The following is a 17,625-nucleotide window of genomic DNA, read 5'->3' on the forward strand; positions in this document are numbered from 1 at the left end:
GGTGGTCGGTGTTCACAGCGTCCACGCCGGACTGGACGCCGGAGGAGACGGTCGGGCAGTTGGCCGCGCAGGGCTGGGACGGTGTCGAGTGGCGGGTCACCGACCAGGATCCGGCCCGGCCGCCCGGGTTCTGGGCCGGCAACCTGGCGACCGTCCCGTTGACCGGGCTGGAGGGTGAGTTGACCCGGATCGCCACGATCACCCGCGAGGCCGGGCTGGCGCTGTCCGGGCTCGGGGCGTACGTGCCGGCGGCCGACCACGGCAACGTCGAGCGGGTGTTGGCCGCGGCCGCCGCGCTGGGCGCGGAACGGGTCCGGGTGACCATGCCGCTACTGGGCAGCGGCGACTATCGGGAGCTGATGGCCGGTACCCGCCGGGACCTGGCGTGGATCGCCGGGCGGGCGGCGGAGCACGGGGTGACCGCGCTGGTCGAGCTGCACCACGGCACCATCGTCGCCTCGGCGTCGGCGGCGATGCGGCTGCTCGACGGCCTGCCGCCGGAGCATGCCGGGGTCATCCATGACATCGGCAACCTGACCATCGAGGGGTTCGAGGATCCGCTGGCCGGTTTCCAGCTGCTCGGCCCGTACCTGGCGCACGTGCACGTGAAGAACGTCGCGTGGCGGGTGACCGGCACCCGGGACGACGGGGGACCGCGCTGGTCGGCCGAGTGGGCGCCGTTGCGGGAGGGGCAGGCCGACCTGGCGGCCTATCTCGGCGCGCTGCGCCGGGTCGGCTACGACGGGTGGGTGACGGTCGAGGACTTCTCCACCGCCGTGCCGCTGGCTCAGCGGACCCGGGACAACCTGGCCTACCTTCGGGAGTTGGACCTTCGGGTACGCGCGGAGAAAGCGGGACGCTGATTCCCTGAATAGACGGGAATTCAGGGTCTGCGGTTCCGGTATCGATCGAGTGTGGCAAATGTTGGCAACCGATTGTCGGGCCCTGGTGGCGCCCATAGTGTCCAGACAACCGCCACTGGTGCGCGATCCGTGGGCCATCGTCCAAGGCCCCTCGGTACCCGTCCCCACGGAGCCACCGCCGCCTGGCCGTCGGCGGTGGCTTCCATCCTGACCCCATCAGGGAGATGTCATGCAACGCTCCGTCAGCAGGGCGAGCCGGACCGGCAGACGCCGGTCCGCGCTCGCCGCGGCCGTGTCTGGGCTGGCCGTGTTCGTCACCTACGCCCTCGCCGTGACCACCCCGTCCGCCACCGCCACCGCCACCGCCACCGCCGCCGCAGCCGGCTGCGGCACCGCCAATGTCGCCCTGAACCGGCCGGCCACCGCGTCGTCGGTGGAGAACAGCCGGCTGTCGGCGGCCAACGCCGTGGACGGCAGTGCCACGACCCGCTGGTCCAGCGCGTTCAGCGACCCGCAGTGGCTCCAGGTGGATTTCGGCGCCAGCACCGATGTCTGCGAGGTCGTCCTCACCTGGCAGACGTCGTACGCGAAGGCGTTCCAGATCCAGGTCTCGCCCGACGGGGTCGGCAACTGGTCGTCGCTCTACTCCACCGCCACCGGCAGCGGCGGCACGCAGACCATCCCGGTCAGCGGTACCGGCCGCTTCCTGCGGGTGTTCGGCACCACCCGGGCTACCGGCTACGGATACTCGATCTTCGAGCTGGTGGTGCACAGCGGGTCGACGCCCACCACCGCGCCGCCCACGACCGGCCCGCCCATTCCCGGTGGGGGCGACCTCGGCTCCAACGTCATCGTGTTCGACCCGTCGATGTCGTCGTCCAGCATCCAGTCGAAGCTGGACCAGGTGTTCGCCACGCAGGAGACGAATCAGTTCGGCACGCAGCGGTACGCGCTGCTGTTCAAGCCCGGCTCGTACACCGGCCTCAACGCCCAGTTGGGCTTCTACACCTCGATCGCCGGCCTCGGGCAGAACCCGGCCGACGTGCAGATCAACGGTGACGTCACCGTCGACGCGGGCTGGATGGCCGGCAACGCGACGCAGAACTTCTGGCGCTCGGCGGAGAACATGTCGATCACTCCGGTGTCGGGCCGTGACCGGTGGGCGGTGGCCCAGGCGGCGCCGTTCCGGCGGATGGACGTGCACGGCGGAATGACCCTCGCCTCGCCCAACTGCGGGTGGGCCAGCGGCGGGTACATCGCCGACAGTCGGATCAGCGGCACGGTCAGCCCGTGCTCGCAGCAGCAGTGGTACACCCGGGACAGTCAGGTCGGCGCCTGGAACGGCGGCGTCTGGAACGTGGTCTTCTCCGGTGTGGCCGGGGCGCCCGCCAACACGTTCCCGACGCCGCCCTACACCGTCCTGCCGAAGACCCCGGTCAGCCGCGAGAAGCCCTACCTGTACACGGACTCGTCGGGCGCCTACCGGGTGTTCGTCCCGTCCCTGCGTACCAACAGCTCCGGCGTCACCTGGGCAGCCGGCAACACCGCCGGCTCGTCGCTGCCGCTGACCCAGTTCTACGTCGCGCACCCGGGCGATTCGGCGGCCACCATCAACAGCGCGCTCGCGCAGGGCCTGAACCTGCTCTTCACCCCGGGGGTCTACCACGTCGGCCAGACGATCAACGTGACCCGGCCGGACACCGTCGTCCTCGGCCTGGGCTTCGCCACCCTCATCGCCGACAACGGGGTCACCGCGATGAACGTGGCCGACGTCAACGGGGTCAAGGTGGCCGGGCTGCTCTTCGACGCCGGCACCACCCGGTCGCCGTCGCTGCTCCAGGTCGGCCAGAGCGGCGCGAACGCGGACCACGCCGCCAATCCGATCTCGCTCCAGGACGTGTTCCTGCGCGTCGGCGGCGCCGGCCCGGCCGCCGTCACCAACGCCCTGGTGGTGAACAGCAACAACACGATCATCGACCACATCTGGGCCTGGCGTGCCGACCACGGCGCCGGGGCCGGGTGGACCACGAACCCGTCGGACACCGGCCTGGTCGTCAACGGCACCGACGTCACCGCGCTCGGCCTGTTCGTCGAGCACTTCCAGAAGTACAACGTGGTCTGGAACGGCAATGGCGGCCGGACCATCTTCTTCCAGAACGAGCTGCCCTACGACCCTCCGAGCGCGGCAGCCTGGTCGCACGACGGCATCACCGGCTACGCCGCCTACCAGGTGGCAAACTCGGTGACCAGTCACGAGGCCTGGGGGCTCGGTAGTTACTGCGTGTTCACCGCCGACCCGTCCATCGCCGCATACCACTCCTTCGAGGTTCCGGTCAATCCCAACGTCAGGTTCCACGACGTGCTGACGGTGTCCCTGGGCAAGGGTTCGATCACCCACGTCATCAACGACACCGGTGACGCGGCCCTGCCGTCCTCCGTGACCCCGCACAACGTGATCAGCTACCCGTGAATCATCGGGTGTCCGGCCGACCCGGGTCGGCCGGACACCCCTGTGCGGGTTGTTGCGCGGCACCGTCGGCCAGCCCTTTGGCAAACTGGTGGCAACCAATTGTTTCAATCTCTGGCCATTGTTAGCTTTTTGGAAATAGGTGCTCGTTCCTACGTCCAAAGGAGATCCGATGAGCATCAGGTCGCTCTTGTCCAGAGCCGTTTCGGGAGGGCGTCGGAGAGTTGTCACCAGGCCACTCGCCGCGGTTTTCCTGAGTGTCGTGGTAAGCGCCGCGGTCGGTGGAAACGGCACGGCGTTCGCGGCGGACGAACCGCCCTTCGCGCAGTATCAGGAGGCGCACGCCAACTGCGACGTCAACCACCGGCTCAGCGACGACCCGATCGTCTTCCCCGGTCTGCCCGGCGCGTCGCACAACCACACGTTCATCGGCAACCCCACCACCAGCGCCAACTCCACCCCGCAGTCGCTGGTCGGTGGTGCCACATCCTGTCAGGACACCCTCGACGCGTCCGGTTACTGGTTCCCGACGCTGTCGCAGAACGGCACGCCGGTGCCGAACAGCATCGTCACCGTGTACTACAAGGCCGGGGTGAAGGACTACCGCACGGTCAAGCCGTTCCCGGCCGGGTTCAAGCTGCTCGTGGGGGACGTGAAGACGCCGGACGCGGCGCACTTCGGGGGCAGTTGGTCGTGCACCGGCTACAAGGGCAACGACTGGCCGGCCTCCTGCCCCTCCGGGTCGTCCCTGGTCGTGCGCCTCAAGGCACCGAGTTGCTGGGACGGCGTGCACCTGGACGTGCCCGACCACAGGTCGCACATGGCCTGGCCGGTGAGCGGGGTCTGCCCGGCCGACCACCCCGTCCCGCTGCCGATGCTGGAGATCAAGCTCCCGTACAAGCTGGCGGGCACCAGCACCGCCGGCCTGGCATATTCCTCGGGGGCCAGCTACTCATTCCACTACGACTTCATGAACGGGTGGAATGCGGCCCGCCAGGCCTATGTCGTGGCCTACTGCATCAATGGGGGTCGGCAGTGCAACGGTTACGGTGAGGACCCTAATAAGCCGTAGCGGTCAGGTGGCGTCGATCGTGGCCGTTGCTCGGTGTCGAGCGGGAGTCGCCCGGCCACGATCGGCCGCGTCCGGTAGCGGGGCCCGCCCTGGCGCCCCGACCATCCGCCGCCCGTCAGACATTCATGCTGATCAATGGAAGCCATTGACATCCGTGGTTGGCGAGTTGAGAATGAGTTACGTCGGAGAGCGCTCTCTCGCGAGTTGGTCCCGTCCGCGTCTACCAGTAGCCCGGCCCGGAAGGATTCCTCATGTCCCTGCCAACATCTCCGACACCGGCTCGCGTGCGGCTGCGTACCACCGTGCTCGCCGTGGCGCTCGTCGCCATGCTCGGCGGCTACCTGGTCGCCACCGGCATCCGGGCCGACGCCGCCGACCCCCTGCTGTCCCAGGGCAGACCGGCGACGGCGTCCACCACCGAGAACGGCGGCACGCCGGCCGCCAACGCCGTCGACGGCGACAACGGCACCCGCTGGGGCAGCGCGTTCAGCGATCCGCAGTGGCTGCGGGTCGACCTCGGCGCCACCGCGACCGTCAGCCGGGTGGTGCTGCGCTGGGAGGCCGCCTTCGCGCGGGCCTTCACGGTGCAGACCTCGGCCGACGGCACCGCCTGGACGACCGTCTACAGCACCACGACCGGCCCCGGCGGCGTACAGGATCTCGCCGTCTCCGGCAGCGGCCGGTACGTCCGGGTCAACGCGACCCAGCGGGCCACCCAGTACGGCGTGTCGCTGTGGGAGTTTCAGGTCTACGGCACGGGTGGCGCTCCGCCGTCGACCAGGCCGCCCGGCGACGTCGTCCGGGTCGCCGAGTTCCTCGCCGACTGTCCGTTCAGCCACCGGCTGCCGGACGACCCGATCGTCTTTCCGGGCCTGCCCGGCGCCTCGCACATGCACAGCTTCTTCGGCAGCAGGGTGACGAACGCCTACACCACCGTGAACGACCTGCTCAACGCCAACAGCAACTGCAATCCCTCGGTGGACACCTCGTCCTACTGGATCCCGACCTTCTATGTCGACAACCAGCCGGTCGAGCCGTCGATCGCCACGTTCTACTATCTCGGCGAGGGCGTCCGCCCGGACGTGACAGCGCGGATCCAGCCGCTGCCGCTGGGTCTGCGCATCGTCGCCGGGAACGCCAAGGCGACCGCGCCGGAGCAGAGCATCGCCCGGTGGTCCTGCCTGCACCATGGCGAGGTACCCCCGTCGAAGAACTTCGTCAGTTGTCCGGCCGGCAGCATGATCGAGTCGTACCTGGACTTCCCGCAGTGCTGGGACGGGGTGAACCTGGACTCGGCCAACCACCAGAGCCACATGGCGTACCCGGTGAACAACGACTGCCCGGCCAGCCACCCTGTGCCCGTGCCCAAGCTGCGCCAGGTGATCCGGTACCCGGTCAACGGGGACCCCGCCCGCTTCCGGCTCGCCTCCGGTGCCGGCTACACGATGCACGGCGACTTCTTCAACGCCTGGCCGGTGGCGGAGATGGAGCGCCGGGTACGGGACTGCATCCGCCCGATCATCAAGTGCGGCGTCAGCGGGACGCCGTGACGGTCGTACCTCCTCGCCGGCCCGGCACCGGGCCGGCGAGGCTGTCCGCTCTGCTTGCCGGGCTGCTGCTCGCCCTCGTGCCGGCGGCCGGCTGCGCCACCGGGTCGGCCACGGAAAGGACCGCGCCGGCCCCCGTCGTGTCAACCCCGGCCACGGCGAGGCTCGGCGGCACCGACGCGGCCTGGATCCAGTTGATGATCCCGATGAATGAACAGGTGCTCAAGGCGCTCGACCTCGTACCCGGGCAGACCACCGACGAGCGGATCCGGGACCTGGCCGGGCGGATCGCGGCGGGCCGACGCGCGGAACTCGACGACCTGAGGCGGCTGCGGGGCAGCGCGGGGCTCTCGGCGGTCAACCAGCACGAGGGGCATGACCTGCCCGGCATGGTGGTCCCGGCCGACCTCGTCGTGCTGCGCTCACTGCGCGACGCGGCGTTCGACCGCGCCGTGCGGGAGACCCTGCGTGAGCACGTGGAGCAGGGCGCGCGGCTCGCGGACGCCGAACAGACCAACGGGGGCGATCCGGAGACCCGGCGGCTCGCGGAGCGGATGCGGCAGACCCGGGCCACCGAACGCGGCTGGCTCAGGCGGACGACCGCCACGCCGTGACCCTGTCCGCCACGTCGGACGCCGGTGGGACCGAGCGGTCGCCGCCGGGGAGCCGGCGGCGACCGCGGGTGGTTCAGCCGTCAGCAGCCACAGGTGTAGTAGAGAATGTCCCAGTGGTTGCCCTCGTCGGTGTAGAGGTTGCCCGATGGGGCCCGCCACTGGTAGCCCCAGCCCGAAATGTAACCCATGTAGGTGTAGGCCTGGGAGATGTAGTTGTTGATGCAGGTCGACTTGCCGATGTCCAACTTGTAGCCGTTCCAGTGGGAATATGTGCCACCGGCGTGCCCGGTCTCGGTGCCGGCGGTGATGGTGATGCCGCAGCCGCTGGCACGTTTGAAGGTGATGATGCCGTCGATCGTGGACTGCCGGATGCCCTCGAACGAGGTGCATGTCGGGGTGTTGCGGTCGCTGCAGTTGCCGCTGGAAACCCAGCCGATGCCGGCGGCGCGCAGTTGAGAGCTGGCGCTGCTGTGGCTGACAGCGAAGGCGGGGCTGCTGAAGCCGAAGGTGGTGATGATCGCCGCGATGCCCGCGAGAAGCAAGGTGAGCATGCGGCGGCGCACGGTACGACGGGTCGTTGACATGGCGTCTCCTGGATCGCAGCGGAGGTAGATATTTGCGAGGCGGAGGGCCGGCCCTGGCAATTTTTACCACGCATTGATGCTCTTGACTAGAAAGCTGCGCTTCTTCCCGGGTCACAGCGCCGGCATAGGGAGGACTCGGCGGCGTCGCGGCCCTGATGTGCGTCGTACTGACCGCCGGCTGCGGCCTGGTCGGCTCCGGCGGCTCCGCGGGCCCTGGCGCGGCCGGCAACCGCTACGGCTACGCCCCGAAGCCGGGCAGGTCCGTGGTCTACCAGCCGGACGTCGTGCTCGTGTCCGGCGGCGGCGATGTCATCTGCGGTCCACGGTCAGCCACGGTTGCGGTGCGAGAACCTTTGGCGACCTGTGGCGCGAAGGCCGGTGAGGCGAGCCTGAGCAGCACCGGTGTGAGCGTGTCCCGTTCCAGCCGGGTGATCCTCATGTTTGGCTATTGACACGAATAGAGGTCGAACGTCCAGTTATGCCGTGTCGGTGCTCGCGCCGGATCGCCAGACACCGCTCGGTTCGACCGCCCAGTTGTCCAGCCGATCGAGCTTGTCCCTAATGGCACCGGTGTCATGCCCGGCGAACGTCTCGAAGAGGTCGCGGGCCTTCTGCCAGTGCAGGCGAGCGCGAGGGTGGTCGGCGAGGGCCCGGTGCACGTCACCGAGATGGTCGAGGGCGTACGCCAGGGACAGCAGGACGCCGTTCTCCTCACTGGCCTCGACAGCGGCTTCGAGGCAGGTGACGGCGGCGCGGTACCGGCCGAGCCGGTGAAACAGGGTGCCGAGGCTGTCGAACAGGTACGCCTGGCCGGCGCGATCACCGAGCCCCTGGTGCAGTCGGAGCGCGAGGCGGCAGTGCCGCAGCGCGGTGTGGTACTGCCGCAGCTCGATGTGCAGGGCAGCGAGGTTGTTGTGGGTACGGGCGAGGCCGACCCGGTCACCGACGTCGGTGTAGAGCCGGTGGGCCTGGTCGGTGTGCTCGACGGCTCGCTCAAGCAGGCCGCGGTGGCTGGCCAGTACCCCCAGGCCGCTGTGGACGCGGGCCTGGCCGTGCCGGTCACCGGTTCGGGTGAACAGGTCGAGGGCGCGGGCGAAGTGCCGGTCGGCTTCGGCGATTCGGCGTTGGGCCGCGTAGGCGGCGGCGAGGTTCTGGTGGGTGTGTGCGGTGACGGTGGGATCGCCGATGCGTTCGGTGAGCCGCAGCGCGTCATGCTGGAGGTCGAGCCACTGGCCCCGCCACCCCTGGGCTTCGTAGTAGCCGGCGACATGCCAGCTGAGCTGCCATGCCTCGACGGGCAGGTCGAGTGCGGCGGCTTGCCGGGCGGTGGCGGCCAACGCCGCGTGTTCGTCGCGGAACCAGGAGAGGGCCTGTTTTCGGTCGCCGATGGCGACCCGTGCCACGTCCGGTGCCGGGGGCGGCGTCGGCAGCAGGGCAGGGAGCGGGTCGAGGATGCCCGTGGCGGTGTGCGCGGTGCTGAGGTAGTGGTTGAGCAACCGGCCGACCGCCGCGGAATGCGCCTCGACTGAGTCGTGCACGCGGAGGAGTTCGGCGGCGTAGGCGCGGAGCAGGTCGTGAGTGTGGTACCGACCGGGCCGGTGTTCGTCGGCGAGCCGGGCCGCGCACAGTTCGCCGAGGGCCCGGCGGGCGGCGTCGGGCGCGGCTCCGGTGAGGCTGGCCGCGACCGGCACGGTGAGGTCCGGCCCGTGGTGCACGGCGGACAACCGGAACATCGTCCGGGTGAAAGGCTCCAACGCCAGGTAGGACCAGGAGAACACGGATCGCAGGTCGGTGCGGGGGTCGCGGCCGGCGAACCCGTCAAGTCCGGCGTCACCAGCGACCAACTGGCCCGCCAGGTCGGTCAGGCTCCAGGTCGGCGTGATGGCGGTCCGAGCGGCGGCGATGGCCAGCGCCAGCGGCAGGCCGGCGCAGTGATCGAGAATGCGGCTGGCCGCGTCGCTTTCGCGTTCGAGCCGGTCCCGGCCGACCTTGCCGGCCAGCAGGCTCTCGGCGGCGGACGCATCGAGCGGTGCCAGCGTGACCGGATGGGCGCCGTCCGCGACGACCAGTCCGGCGAGATCGTCGCGGCTGTTCACCACCGTTCGGCAGCCCGGTGCGGCCGGCAGCAGCGGGCGGACCTGCTCCGCGTTGCGCGCGTTGTCCAGCACGACGAGCAGGTGTCTGTCGCTGGTCGTGGAGCGGTACAGCGCCGACCGGGCGGCGAGCCCGTCGGGCATCCGTCTGGCCGGCACCCCGAGCCCCGCCAGCAGGGTGCCGAGTGCCTCGATCGGGTCGACGGCGTTGCCGGTCGGGTCGAAGCCGCGCAGGTTCAGGAAGAGGACGCCGTCCCGGAACCGGCCCGCCACCCGGTGTGCCCAGTGGACAGCGAGTGCGGTCTTGCCGATGCCGGGAGCTCCGGTGATGGTGACAACCCGGGCGCCGGTGTCGTCCAGCGCGGCCAGTGCGTCGTCTCGTCCGGTGAAGCCCGGCACGTCCGCGGGCAGTTGGGCCGGAACGACCAGGTGCGGGTCGACCGGTACGCCCGCTGGCTCGGCGTCGGGGGTCGCCGCCGGGTCGCCGCGGAGGATCGCCAGGTGCAGGTCCTGGAGCTCCCGGCCCGGGTCGGCCCCCAACTCCTCGGCGAGCCGGAGTCGGGCAGCGGTGTAGACGTCGATGGCCTGGGCGCTTCGGCCGGCCGTGTGCAGCGCTCGCATCAGAGCCGCGACGAGCGGTTCGGTCAGCGGGTACTCGCCGGTGAGGTGGGTGAGTGGCGTGACGAGGGCCGTACCGTTGCCCAGCCGCAGCTCGGTCTGCGCCCATGCCACGACCGTGTCGATGTGCTGTTGGCGCAGGACGTGCCGGGTCTGCTCGACCCACCGGCCGGAGATGCCGGCCAGTGGCTCGTCTCGCCACAGGTCGACCGCCGTCCGCAGCAACGACACCCGGTGCCGGTCGTCGGTACGGGGGTCACGGGCCTGTTGGACCAGCCGCGCGGCGTGATGCAGGTCGACGCTGGCCGGGTCCACGTCGATCGCGTAGCCACCGGATCGCCGGACCAGCCGGGGCCGGTTCCCGTCCGGGCCGCCGACCCTGCCGAGCAGGCCGCGCAGGCGGGAGACGTGGGCGTGAAGCGCTTTTCGGGACTGCGCCGGTGGGCTGTCGTCCCAGACCCGGTCCACCAGGGTCTCGGTGCTGACGGCGACGCCGGCGCTGACGAGCAGGGCGGCGAGCACCGTGCGCTGTTTCGGCCGACCAAGATCGATTTGTTGGTCGTGATCCCAGGCCGCCACCGGCCCCAGCAGGCGAAAGGTGACCATGTCTGCCCCGACGTCTCGAATGGCGATTCTTCGATCTGTTCAGGGATACGGGTGTCGGCCGCGGCACGGCAAGGTTTCGGCAGCAATTCGACAGCCGGTCCCGCCCAGGATCCATCCCAGGACCGCGGACGTCGTGGCCTGGGTCGATCGAGAGGACGGGGACGGATGCAGATGGTGCGAGGGGAACGGGCCGGGTCCGGTCCGGACCGACAGGGGAGGGTCGTCAATCTGCGGAGCATGGCGGGCGCGGCCCTGATGGCGGTCGCGATGATGGTGGCCGGGCTCGTCGTGGCACCGCACCCCGCCTACGCGGGTGACTGGGGAGCGGTGGTGACGGAAACGAACAAGGACAATCGGAAGGAACAGTTCTGGGTCGGCGGCGACGGTGCTGTCTGGCACCGCTGGGAGTCGAGCCCCGGCTCGGGGTACAACAGCGGGGACTGGAGCCTCGGCGGTGTGCTCTCCAGTGGTGTCGGGGTCAGCCACAACCAGGACGGCCGCCTGGAGATCTTCGGCCGGGCGGCCGGTGGCGACCTGAACCACAAGTGGCAGCTCACGCCGGGCGGCGACTGGAGTGGCTGGGCGTCGCTGGGCGGCCAACTGAAGGCGTACACGGGGGTGTACGCGGACTACTTCTCCACCAACGGCGGCACGCTGCGGGTGAAGGTGACCGGCGTCGACAACCTCCTGCACTACAAGTGGCAGGACAAGCCGAACTGCTGCTGGCGGGACTACTGGCAGTAGGCCTGCCCGGTGGCGGGCCGGAAGGTCGGGTGGGGCGGGCGCCGTGCGGTGCCCGCCCCATCCGGCTACTCAGCCTCGCCCGAACCGGCGGCGGCATTCGTCCAGCAGCTGACGGCATTCCTCGGCTGATCTGCGCGCACGGGAGCCCGGTCGGGGCAGGGCCGATGCGACCCGCCTCCGCCCGTGACGCGGCGAGCACGACCTGGCGCCGTGCCGGAGTTGCGGGTCACCGAGGCAGAGCGCGTGCGACTGCGACCGCTCCGCCGGCCTGCCGCGGCGCGGTCGGCGACGGCCCCGGCGGCCGGCTGCGGGTCGATACGACCAAGATCTATGGGCACTTCGTGCGGTCCTGTTCGGAATGTCGCCTGCCGTTGCAGAACCGTTACCCGCTCGCATCTTGCCCGACATCGAGTCAGCCGAATTAATTTGTTCAGCGATTCGACAAAATGTCGGTGGGACCGCCTTGGCGCGGTCTGACCACCGACTCCACCAGGGGCGGCCTTCGGGGAGCCGACTCCCGCGAGCCCTGTCACTGCGACACAGGAGGCGGCGTGTCCCGTTCTCGTCGTGCCCGCGTACCCATCACCGCAGCACTGATCTCTCTGGCCATGGCCTCGACCACCCTGTTCGGCGCACCCGCCCAGGCAGCCGCGCAGGCGGCGCCGACGGCAGCGCCGGTAGCCCAGGTCGCGCCGAAGGCGGCGAAGGCCGCCGACGATCCCTACTCCGTCCTGATCTTCTCCAAGACCGCCGGCTTCCGGCACGACTCCATCCCCACCGGCATCGCCGCCATCCAGCAACTCGGTGCGGCCAACGGATTCACCGCTGACAGCACCGAGGACGGCGCGGCATTCAACGACGCCAACCTGGCGAAGTACAAGGCCGTGATCTGGCTCTCCACCACCGGTGACGTGCTCGACGCCGAGCAGCAGGCGGCGTTCGAGCGCTACGTCAAGGCCGGTGGCGGCTACGTCGGCATCCACGCCGCCTCGGACACCGAGTACAGCTGGGCCTGGTACGGCGACCTGGTCGGCACGTACTTCGCCAACCACCCACAGAACCAGCAGGCAACGGTCAAGGTGGAGGACCACGCGCACCCGTCCACGGCCGGGCTGCCGGACCGCTGGTCCCGGTTCGACGAGTGGTACAACTACCGGACCAACCCCCGGCCGGACGTGCACGTGCTGGCCAGCCTGGACGAGAAGAGCTACACCGCGGGCGCGGGCGCGATGGGTGCCGACCACCCGATCGCCTGGTGCCAGGACTTCGACGGTGGCCGCTCCTGGTACACCGGCGGCGGGCATACCCGTGAGTCGTACGCCGAGCCGACGTTCCTGTCCCACCTGCTCGGCGGCATCCGCACCGCGGCAGGTGTCGAGAACGCCGACTGTGGCGCCTCGAAGACCGCCAACTTCGAGAAGGTCACGCTGGACAGCAACACCAGCAACCCGATGGAGTTGGACATCGCCCCCGACGGGCGGGTCTTCTACATCGAGCGCGACGGTCGCGTGCAGATCGTGAAGCCGGACACCGGCAACACCGTCACCGCCGTCGACCTGGACGTCTTCACCGGCAACGAGGACGGCCTGATCGGCATCCGGCTCGACCCGGACTTCGCCAGCAACAAGTGGGTGTACCTCTACTACGCCCCGAACGACGGGGTCACCCGCAACCTGCTGTCCCGGTTCACGGTGACCGGCGACACGATCAACCCGGCCAGCGAGAAGCAGGTGCTGCGCGTCGACACCCAGCGCAACACCTGCTGCCACGCCGGCGGCAGCATGGCCTTCGACAGCGCCGGCAACCTCTACCTGGCCACCGGTGACAACACCAACCCGTTCGAGTCGAACTCGTACTCGCCGCTCGACGAGCGGGCGGGCCGCCAGGACTACGACGCGCAGCGCACCTCCGCCAACACGAACGACCTGCGCGGCAAGGTGATCCGGATCCACCCGGAGGACGACGGGACGTACACGGTCCCGGCGGGGAACCTCTTCGCGCCGGGCACCGAGAAGACCCGTCCCGAGGTCTACGCGATGGGCTTCCGCAACCCGTTCCGGATCGGCACCGACCCGAAGACCGACACGCTGTACGTCGCGGACTACGGACCGGACGCCAACGCGGACAACCCGAACCGGGGCCCCCGCGGTCTGGTCGAGTGGAACATCGTCACGCCGGGCAACTACGGCTGGCCGTACTGCACGGGCACGAACGAGGCGTACAACGACTACACGTTCCCGTCCGGCCCGAGTGGCCCGAAGTTCGACTGCGCCGCGCCGGTGAACAACTCGCCCAACAACACCGGTCTGACCAATCTCCCGCCGGTGGTTCCGGCGACCGTCGACTACGGGTACGCCGGTGACGCGCGCTACCCGGAGATCGGCGGCGGCGGTGCCCCGATGGGCGGCCCGGTCTACCGGTACGACGCGGATCTCAACTCGAACCGCAAGTGGCCGGCGTACTACGACGGCAAGGCTCTGCTCGGTGAGTGGAACCAGAACAAGATGTACACCATGCAGGTGACCGCCGACGGCAAGTCGCTCGTGGACATCAACCAGCTGCTCACCGGTATGAGCATGATCCGGCCGATGGACTTCGAGTTCGGCCCGGACGGCGCGCTGTACCTGATCGAGTGGGGCAGCGGCTTCGGCGGCAACAACGACAACTCCGGCGTCTACCGGATCGACTACACCGCCGGTGACCGCGCCCCGATCGCGGCGGCGTCCGCCGACCCGACCTCGGGTCCGGCGCCGTTGACAGTCGCGTTCTCCAGCGCCGGTTCCCGGGACCCGGACGGTGGCGCGCTCACCTACGCCTGGACGTTCGGCGACGGGCAGACCTCCACCGAGGCCAACCCGACCCACACCTACGCGACGGCGGGCAACTACACCGCCCAGCTCACCGTGACCAACCCCAAGGGCCGGACCGCGGTGGCCAATGTGCCGGTCACCGTGGGCAACACCGCGCCGACGGTGAGCATCGAGTTCCCACCGGACGGCGGCTTCTTCAACTGGGGCGACCAGGTCCGCTACTCGATCAAGGTGACCGACCCGGAGGACGGGCAGATCGACTGTGACAAGGTGCAGTTGCAGGTGCTGCTCGGTCACGACGAGCACGCCCACCCGCTGGAGCAGCACACCGGCTGCACCGGCACCGTCCAGACGTCGCTCGCCTCCGGGCACGGCGCCGAGGCGAACGTCTTCGCGGTCTTCGAGGCGACCTACACCGACAAGGGTGGCGCCGGCGGCTCCGGTGCCCTGACCGGCCGGCAGATCGAGGTCCTCCAGCCGAAGCAGAAGCAGGCCGAGTTCTTCACCGCCACTGGGCGCGCACCGGTGAGCACCGGCGGCGGCGACGCCGGCGTGCAGCGGGAGACCAGCGCCGACACCGCCGGCGGGGGCCAGAACATCGGGTTCATCGAGGACGGCGACTGGTGGTCGGTGGCCCCGGCGGACCTGACCAACATCGCCGAGATCCGGTTCCGGGCGGCCTCGGCCGCCGCCGGCGGTCGGATCGAGGTCCGCGCGGGTGCCGTCGACGGACCGGTGGTCGCCACGGCCACCGTCCCGGCGACCGGCGCGTGGCAGACGTACACGGACGTGAGCGCACCGGTCACCGGTGCCGCGAGCGGCTCGCTGTACTTCCTGGCCCGCGACCCGAACGGCGGAACGGGTTCGCTGTTCAACGTCAACTGGATGGACTTCGTCGGCCGCGGTGTCACCGAGAACGCGCCGCCGGTGGTCAGCGCCACGGCCACCCCGGCCACCGGCACCGCACCGGTCGCCGTCGTGTTCGACGGCACGGCCACCGACGCCGAGGGCGACACCCCGCTGACGTACGCCTGGGACTTCGGGGACGGAGGCACGGCGACCACCCTGGACGCCAGCCACACCTACGCCAACCCGGGCACCTTCACGGCCACCCTCACGGTGACCGACAGCAAGGGCGCCAAGTCGTACGCCACGGTGCCGGTGAAGGTCGACGCGCCGGACACGTCCTGCTTCGGGGCGCGTTCGGACGGCTTCAACGGCAACAGCCTCGACAAGGAGCGCTGGACCAGCGTCATCCGGGAGAACCAGCTCTACTCGGTCAGCGGCGGATCGCTGCGGCTGCCCACCTCGGTGGGTGACCTCTACGGCGCCCGCAACGACGCCACCAACCTGGTGCTCCAGCCGGCCCCGACCGGCGCCTGGGAGATAACCACCAAGGTCACTCTGCCGGTGACGGCCAACTACCAGCAGGCGGGTCTGCTGCTGTACGGCGACGACGACAACTACGCCAAGGTGGACCTGCTGTACAACGGCAGCCGGCGGGTGGAGTTCATCCGGGAGACGGCGGCCACGCCTCGCAACGAGGCCGCCGACAGCGCCGCCGCACCGGCGGGTGACACCGTGTACCTGCGGATCACCAGCGACGGCACGAACCTGACCGCGTCCGCCTCGGGCGACGGTCAGACGTTCACCCCGGTCGGCCGTTCGGCCGCGCTGGCCGGCATCACCAACCCGCGGATCGGGGTGTTCGCGCTCAACGGCGGCACCGAGGCGCCGGTCGTCGACGCGGCCTTCGACTCGTTCCAGGTGACGCCGGACGCCCCGGCCGGGCCGGTCGACCCGTCGGACGAGTTCACCGGCACCACGTTGGACAAGTGCCGGTGGAACGCCATCACGCGGGAGGACCCGAGCGGTTACCGGGTCACCGGTGGCGCGTTGCGCATCGACGTGCCCAACGGTGACATCTACGGCACCGACAACACCGGGCCGAAGAACTTCATCCTCCAGACCGCGCCGTCGGGCGACTGGACCCTGGAGACGAAGGTCGACGGCAGTCTGCTGAACGAGCAGTACCAGCAGGCCGGTCTGCTCGTGCAGGCCGACGACGACAACTACCTGAAGTTCGACTTCATCGCGGACAACCAGGCCGGCCAGGCGGTGACGCGGCGGATCGAGTTCCGCAGTGAGATCGCCGGGGTGGTCCAGAACCCGCAGCCGGAGGCCGGCAACCTGACCGCTGCCGTGTGGCACCTGCGGCTGGCCCGCACCGGCAACACGTTCACCGCGTCCTACTCGGCCGACGGGACGACCTGGACCGCGTTGACGGCGCTGACCAACAGCGCGGTGGGTGCCACCCCGAAGGTCGGGTTGTTCACCCTCGGCGCCAGCCAGACGGCGTCGAAGACCGCCGCGTTCGACTACTTCCGGCTCAGCACGGAGGTGGCCGACGAGACCGCACCGGTGACCAAGGCGACGGTTTCCGGCACCCCGACCGAGGGGTGGTACACCGGGCCGGTGACGATCACGCTCACCGGTGCCGACGAGGCCGGCGGTAGCGGGCTCGGCAGCACGGAGTACCAGCTGGACGCTGCCACCACCTGGACGGCCTACACCGACCCGGTGGCCGTCAGCGGGGACGGCGAGCACGAGCTGCGGTTCCGCTCGACGGACAAGGCCGGGAACGCGGAGGCGACGAAGACCGTCTCGGTCAAGATCGACGCAACCGCGCCGGTGACCTCGGCGACGTTCGCTCCGGCGAACGACGCCGGCTGGCACAACGGGACCATCCCGGTCGTGCTGACCTCGACCGACGCCGGTTCCGGCGTGAAGACGGTGGAGTGGTCGTTGGACGGCGGCTCGTGGACGCCCTACACGGAGCCGGTCGAGGTGACCGGTGACGGGCAGCACGAGCTGCTGTTCCGCTCGACGGACAAGGCGGGCAACGCCGAGACGCTCAAGTCTGCGGTGCTGCGCATCGACGGCACCAAGCCGACGCTGCTGGTCTCCGGGATCGCCGACGGCCAGCTCTACGGCGACAGCCAGGACGTCCGGGTGTCCTGGCAGGCCGTCGACCCGACCTCGGGCATCGCGTCCGTGGTCGGCCAGTTGGACGGTCAGGCGTACGCCGGCGGCACCCTGCAGGCCATGTACGAGCTGTCGCTCGGCCTGCACGAGCTGACCGTGACCGCGACCGACAAGGCGGGCAACAAGACCACCTCGACGGTCCGGTTCTTCGTCACCACCTCGTTCCGGGACATGCAGGGTCTGCTGGACCGGTTCAAGGCGACGGGGCGGCTCTCGGCCAAGGCGCACAGGCAGCTGTCGAACAAGCTCGACGCTGTCCGTGCGTCCGAGGCGGCCGGCGACGACAAGGTGGCGGTGCGGCAGTTGACCGCGTTCCGGACGCTCGCCTCCGACACCGCCCTGGTGGGCGAGGCGGAGATCCGGGACGTCCTGATCCGGGACGCCGACGCCATGATCGTTCGGCTGGGCGGCGCGGCCAGCAAGGCCGGCGTCAAGGCGAACGACGGTGAAACGGTCAAGGGCACCGGACGGCTCGGTGGCGACGCCACCCGGCTGGCACCCGGTCGCCAGCTCTGATCCGACGAGGCCCCTTCCCGACGCTCCGGGGTCGGGGAGGGGCCTC

The 17,625-nt window shown here is 70.1% G+C and carries 10 protein-coding genes; 8 read left to right on the forward strand and 2 right to left on the reverse strand.

Going from position 1 to position 17,625, the window contains the following annotated elements:
* Positions 1 to 8: 8 nt before the first annotated feature.
* The 5 genes from VKK44_RS08970 to VKK44_RS08990 all read left to right on the forward strand — a co-directional run bounded on the left by VKK44_RS08970 (position 9) and on the right by VKK44_RS08990 (position 6,563).
* Positions 9 to 863 carry a sugar phosphate isomerase/epimerase family protein gene (locus VKK44_RS08970; protein WP_343446384.1) on the forward strand — a complete coding sequence of 285 codons (855 nt, stop codon included), beginning with the start codon at positions 9 to 11 and terminating at the stop codon, positions 861 to 863.
* Positions 864 to 1,092: 229 nt separating this feature from the next.
* Entirely contained in the window at positions 1,093 to 3,333 is a 2,241-nt protein-coding gene (locus VKK44_RS08975) for a discoidin domain-containing protein (RefSeq protein ID WP_343446385.1), read from the forward strand.
* 259 nt (positions 3,334 to 3,592) lie between these two features.
* Entirely contained in the window at positions 3,593 to 4,402 is an 810-nt protein-coding gene (locus VKK44_RS08980; protein ID WP_343446386.1) for a DUF1996 domain-containing protein, read from the forward strand.
* A 284-nt stretch (positions 4,403 to 4,686) separates the two neighbouring features.
* A complete protein-coding gene (locus VKK44_RS08985) occupies positions 4,687 to 5,952 on the forward strand; it encodes a DUF1996 domain-containing protein (protein ID WP_343446387.1) in 1,266 nt (421 codons plus the stop codon).
* 194 nt (positions 5,953 to 6,146) lie between these two features.
* Positions 6,147 to 6,563, forward strand: a complete 417-nt coding sequence (locus VKK44_RS08990; RefSeq protein WP_343446388.1) for a DUF305 domain-containing protein — start codon at positions 6,147 to 6,149, stop codon at positions 6,561 to 6,563.
* A gap of 80 nt (positions 6,564 to 6,643) precedes the next feature.
* Here the strand turns inward: VKK44_RS08990 and VKK44_RS08995 are convergent, their stop codons facing one another.
* Complete coding sequence (locus VKK44_RS08995) at positions 6,644 to 7,147, reverse strand: hypothetical protein (protein ID WP_343446389.1); 504 nt, start codon at positions 7,145 to 7,147, stop codon at positions 6,644 to 6,646.
* 155 nt (positions 7,148 to 7,302) lie between these two features.
* Here VKK44_RS08995 and VKK44_RS09000 point away from each other — a divergent pair, with 155 nt between their 5' ends.
* Positions 7,303 to 7,599 carry a hypothetical protein gene (locus VKK44_RS09000; RefSeq protein WP_343446390.1) on the forward strand — a complete coding sequence of 99 codons (297 nt, stop codon included), beginning with the start codon at positions 7,303 to 7,305 and terminating at the stop codon, positions 7,597 to 7,599.
* 24 nt (positions 7,600 to 7,623) lie between these two features.
* On the opposite strand, the gene VKK44_RS09005 is transcribed toward VKK44_RS09000, so the two are convergent.
* A complete protein-coding gene (locus VKK44_RS09005; protein WP_343446391.1) occupies positions 7,624 to 10,464 on the reverse strand; it encodes an AfsR/SARP family transcriptional regulator in 2,841 nt (946 codons plus the stop codon).
* Positions 10,465 to 10,701: 237 nt separating this feature from the next.
* Here VKK44_RS09005 and VKK44_RS09010 point away from each other — a divergent pair, with 237 nt between their 5' ends.
* Positions 10,702 to 11,208, forward strand: coding sequence for a PLL family lectin (locus tag VKK44_RS09010; protein WP_343446392.1), 507 nt, complete (start codon positions 10,702 to 10,704; stop codon positions 11,206 to 11,208).
* A gap of 551 nt (positions 11,209 to 11,759) precedes the next feature.
* Entirely contained in the window at positions 11,760 to 17,579 is a 5,820-nt protein-coding gene (locus VKK44_RS09015; RefSeq protein ID WP_343446393.1) for a ThuA domain-containing protein, read from the forward strand.
* The last annotated feature ends 46 nt before the right edge of the window (positions 17,580 to 17,625 follow it).

It is taken from the genome of Micromonospora sp. DSM 45708, assembly GCF_039566955.1.
GTDB lineage: Bacteria > Actinomycetota > Actinomycetes > Mycobacteriales > Micromonosporaceae > Micromonospora.

Coding starts and splice junctions, on each gene's coding strand:
- VKK44_RS09000 (WP_343446390.1), top strand. CDS start 7,303: ATGTGCGTCGTACTGACCGCCGGCTGCGGCCTGGTCGGCTCCGGCGGC.
- VKK44_RS08990 (WP_343446388.1), top strand. CDS start 6,147: ATGATCCCGATGAATGAACAGGTGCTCAAGGCGCTCGACCTCGTACCC.
- VKK44_RS08975 (WP_343446385.1), top strand. CDS start 1,093: ATGCAACGCTCCGTCAGCAGGGCGAGCCGGACCGGCAGACGCCGGTCC.
- VKK44_RS08995 (WP_343446389.1), bottom strand. CDS start 7,147: ATGTCAACGACCCGTCGTACCGTGCGCCGCCGCATGCTCACCTTGCTT.
- VKK44_RS09005 (WP_343446391.1), bottom strand. CDS start 10,464: ATGGTCACCTTTCGCCTGCTGGGGCCGGTGGCGGCCTGGGATCACGAC.
- VKK44_RS09010 (WP_343446392.1), top strand. CDS start 10,702: ATGGCGGGCGCGGCCCTGATGGCGGTCGCGATGATGGTGGCCGGGCTC.